The following is a 3,159-nucleotide window of genomic DNA, read 5'->3' as shown; positions in this document are numbered from 1 at the left end:
GTTGCAGGACGGCGACGGGACTGACGACCGGACCGGGGGGCCCGCAGTGATCAGGGGCCGCCGTGAGCAGTACCGCAGTTGACGCAGTGGCAGTACCCGCAAGTGCAGTACGCAGTACGCAGTACCCAGCAGTGAAGTCAGTGAGCAGCACCTCGGTGAAGGCGTCGGCTGTGGGCGCGCGCACCGGGAAGTTCGGCAGTGGGGTTCTAAGCCAGAGCAGACGCAGGACGGGCAACGGGGCTGGCTGCCGAAGAGTGGCGCCTGGTAGGGCCACGAGCAGCAGGGAAGTACGCAGTAACCGAGTGGAGCAGTACACGCAGTTCGCAGTTCCCCACTTGGCAAGCAGTTGATCATCCGAGGGATGAACGGAGGAATTGGGCGCCATCAGGATCGCCCGGGCGGCAGTCTGAGCCCGGGTACCGCAGGACATCGATAGTGAGGTGGTCTCCGGTCAAGCAACCGCGATCCCCGCAGCCCCGACAGCGTTCCGGTCGGGTCCGCGGACACAGGAGGCCGGCGCAGTCTCAGGGCCGGCAGATGGTGTAGTAGTTCCTTCGGGGCCCTGGTGCCGTACGGCACCAGGGCCCCTCCGCGCGTTCCCCTACGTTCCACAGAAGGTGCAAATGACAGCAGATGACTCGTTCGGTCGTCTCGACGACGACGACTACCCCGCCTACACGATGGGCCGGGCCGCCGAAATACTCGGCACCACCCAGGGCTTCCTCCGCGCCATCGGCGAAGCACGCCTCATCACCCCGCTCCGCTCCGCCGGCGGTCACCGCCGCTACTCCCGCTACCAGCTGCGGATCGCGGCCCGCGCCCGGGAACTCGTCGACCAGGGCACCCCGATCGACGCCGCCTGCCGCATCGTCATCCTCGAAGACCAGCTCGAAGAAGCCCAGCGCATCAACGCCGAATACCGTCGCGCCGCCGGATCAGCGGATACGACGACCGCGACCTGAGCCGGGGAGGACCGGCGACCCGCGCGTCCAGGTCGGGTCCGCGGCGGTCCGCCCTCACCCGCAAGTCGTCGAGCCGTTTCGATTCCGGCGGCCAGGTCACCACTGCGTCACGTTAGCCGCGTCCATGCAGACCTGCGCCGACGTTGCCCGCGGCCTCACGAGGTGCACTGCCTCGACCAACCCGCACGTCCGCGCTTCCAGGTCGGCTCGCCGCGTATGCGCTTGCACCCTTCCAGCTCCAGGATTCCGTGAACCCGCTCGTTTCACGCAAGACGGGCCGGAAGGGCCGGCAGCGCGCAGGCCGCAGACGGTCGGCTTGGTGAGGCCCCGAGGCCGCCTCGCGGGTTTGAGTCCGGTGCCGCGACTGACGAACCTGGCGAAGAGTCGTGTCCTACCGGCTCGAGGCGCGGCCAACCGCCCCCGCTACGTCCTACTTCTCCTCCGGCTCCCAGGCGCGGAGCAGGTCGAGCAGCCCTGCGTCTCCGTCAACGTGCAAGGAGTCGGCCTGGATCCGGTCGTACAGGTAGAGGACCAGCTCACTGGCCGTGCCGTGGACGGAGGCGCCGGCTGCATCCGAGTCTTCGCCGGTCGCGGCGGTGGGCGCGGGGATGCGGGTGGTGCGTGCCCCGTCGCCGTCGACGGTGAGGCGCCAGGAGCGGCCCTCGGCGGCGTGGAAGTCGAAGGCCGTGGGCTTGTGCGGCCAGGCACTCGGCGTTGCGCAGACGGTGTACAGGAACTCCTCCACACCGTCGAGTGCCAGCTCGACCGGCAGCGGCTGCGGGGCGCCCCCGGCGAGCTGGGCGTCGTAGGTGTGCACCGCGGTCTCCTGGACCCGGTGCCGGGCGGTGCCGCCGGCGGTCTGCGGTGACTGCGACGCGGGCCACCACGTCCAGCAACCGCTCCCCGGTCCCGCCGCGCGCAGGGCATCCAGCAGGAGCTGCGTCGACGCGTCCAGCCAGGCCAGCAGGGCCTCACGCTCCTGCGGCACTTCCAGCGCGGCGCGCGCGGCGACGGCCTCGGCCGGGGGAGCGTCGGCAGACCCCGCGCCGACGATGGCGGCCCAGAACCGGTCTCCCCCACCCAGGTGCTTCACCAGATCGAACAGCGTCCACCCGGGGCAGGTCGGCACCTGCGCGTCGAGACCGGGCGCGGCGGCGACCACGGCGCGGAAGGCGGTCGACCGTTCATCGATCAGTCGCAACAGGTCAGGGAACTCAAGATTCTTTTCCACGCCGGATGTCTATCACCGTGCTCCGGTGATCGGACAGCGATTTTCACAGTCGCCGCCGGTTGGCCATTGCGGACGTCCTCGCCTCCCACCGCTCGGGTGACAAGCTGCGCACTGCTGCGAGGACGCTGGTGGTGGCGGTACGCCAGGCGTCGTGCCTGTGGGTGCTCTGGCCTCGCCGTGCGGCCGGGCACCTCGGCGACGTGACGTCCACCCCGCATCGCCTGCGAGCACGACCGTCTCAGCGAAGGTTGGCCAGTCTCACCGAACCTGGCCCAGGCACCTGGGTCGGTATGGGCGAGTGCCTGGAGCAGGTGACGCAGTGGCGGAGCGGGTGGTCCGGGGAGTACGGCCAGGTACGTGGTGAGCGTGAGGCCGCTCAGTGGTCGCAGGACAACCCGGGGGACGAGGGCAAGCCGGCCACTTCGCAGAAGACCGTCCAGGAGGGCGGGCTGGTCCCGATCGCGGTCGTCTCCTGGAAGTTGGTGAACGGCGGCCCCTCGAGCGGCTCGCTTCCGGCGGCGCGGAGGGCGTCGGTAAGAAGGTCGTGGAGCGGGGGATTGTTCTCCCGTGGCGCGAGCCGCAGCGGGAGCGCGCCAGCTGTTCCAGGTGCAGGGCCGGCCCGGCTGCCAGCGGATGGCCGTCGGGCAGAGCCACGTACAGCGGGACAGTCCATACCGGCAGGAGTTCCAGCTCCGGCGCGGCGGGAGGGCTCGCCCCGGAGCGTACGGCGGTCAGCCGCTCGGTGAGGGGCAGGCGCCGCAGTCGGACGAAGGCGGCCGCGAAGGTATCCGCTGCGGGGTCACGCTGATCCCCGTGAGCACCCCCGTCGTGGAGCCATGCGCAGGGTTCAGCTGCGGTCGGGCGAGACCTGGCGTCGGGACAAGGACAGCCTGCGCCGCTGCCGGTCGACGTCGATGACGACGACCGAGACTGCGTCGCCAACGTGGACGGCTTCCTCCGGAGCTT

Annotated in this window: 3 protein-coding genes; 1 reads left to right on the top strand and 2 read right to left on the bottom strand. The window is 70.3% G+C overall.

What is annotated here, in order from left to right; translation table 11 throughout:
* Nucleotides 1–623 precede the first annotated feature (623 nt).
* A complete protein-coding gene (locus tag IF09_RS0139475; RefSeq protein WP_030304381.1) occupies nt 624–962 on the top strand; it encodes a MerR family transcriptional regulator in 339 nt (112 codons plus the stop codon).
* A 430-nt stretch (nt 963–1,392) separates the two neighbouring features.
* On the opposite strand, the gene IF09_RS0139470 is transcribed toward IF09_RS0139475, so the two are convergent.
* The gene (locus IF09_RS0139470; RefSeq protein WP_030304379.1) at nt 1,393–2,193 is read right to left on the bottom strand and encodes a maleylpyruvate isomerase family mycothiol-dependent enzyme; all 801 of its coding nucleotides are present in this window, start codon (nt 2,191–2,193) and stop codon (nt 1,393–1,395) included.
* An 847-nt stretch (nt 2,194–3,040) separates the two neighbouring features.
* Nucleotides 3,041–3,159 (bottom strand): S1 RNA-binding domain-containing protein (locus tag IF09_RS45365; RefSeq protein WP_030304377.1); only part of this gene is annotated, 119 nt, incomplete at its 5' end.

The organism is Streptomyces katrae, from assembly GCF_000717655.1.
Taxonomy (GTDB): Bacteria; Actinomycetota; Actinomycetes; order Streptomycetales; family Streptomycetaceae; genus Streptomyces; species Streptomyces katrae_B.
This window is presented reverse-complemented; position numbering and strand designations above follow the sequence as displayed.

Excerpts from the sequence above, each read along its gene's own strand:
- IF09_RS0139475 (WP_030304381.1), top strand. The coding sequence starts at position 624 with ATGACAGCAGATGACTCGTTCGGTCGTCTCGACGACGACGACTACCCC.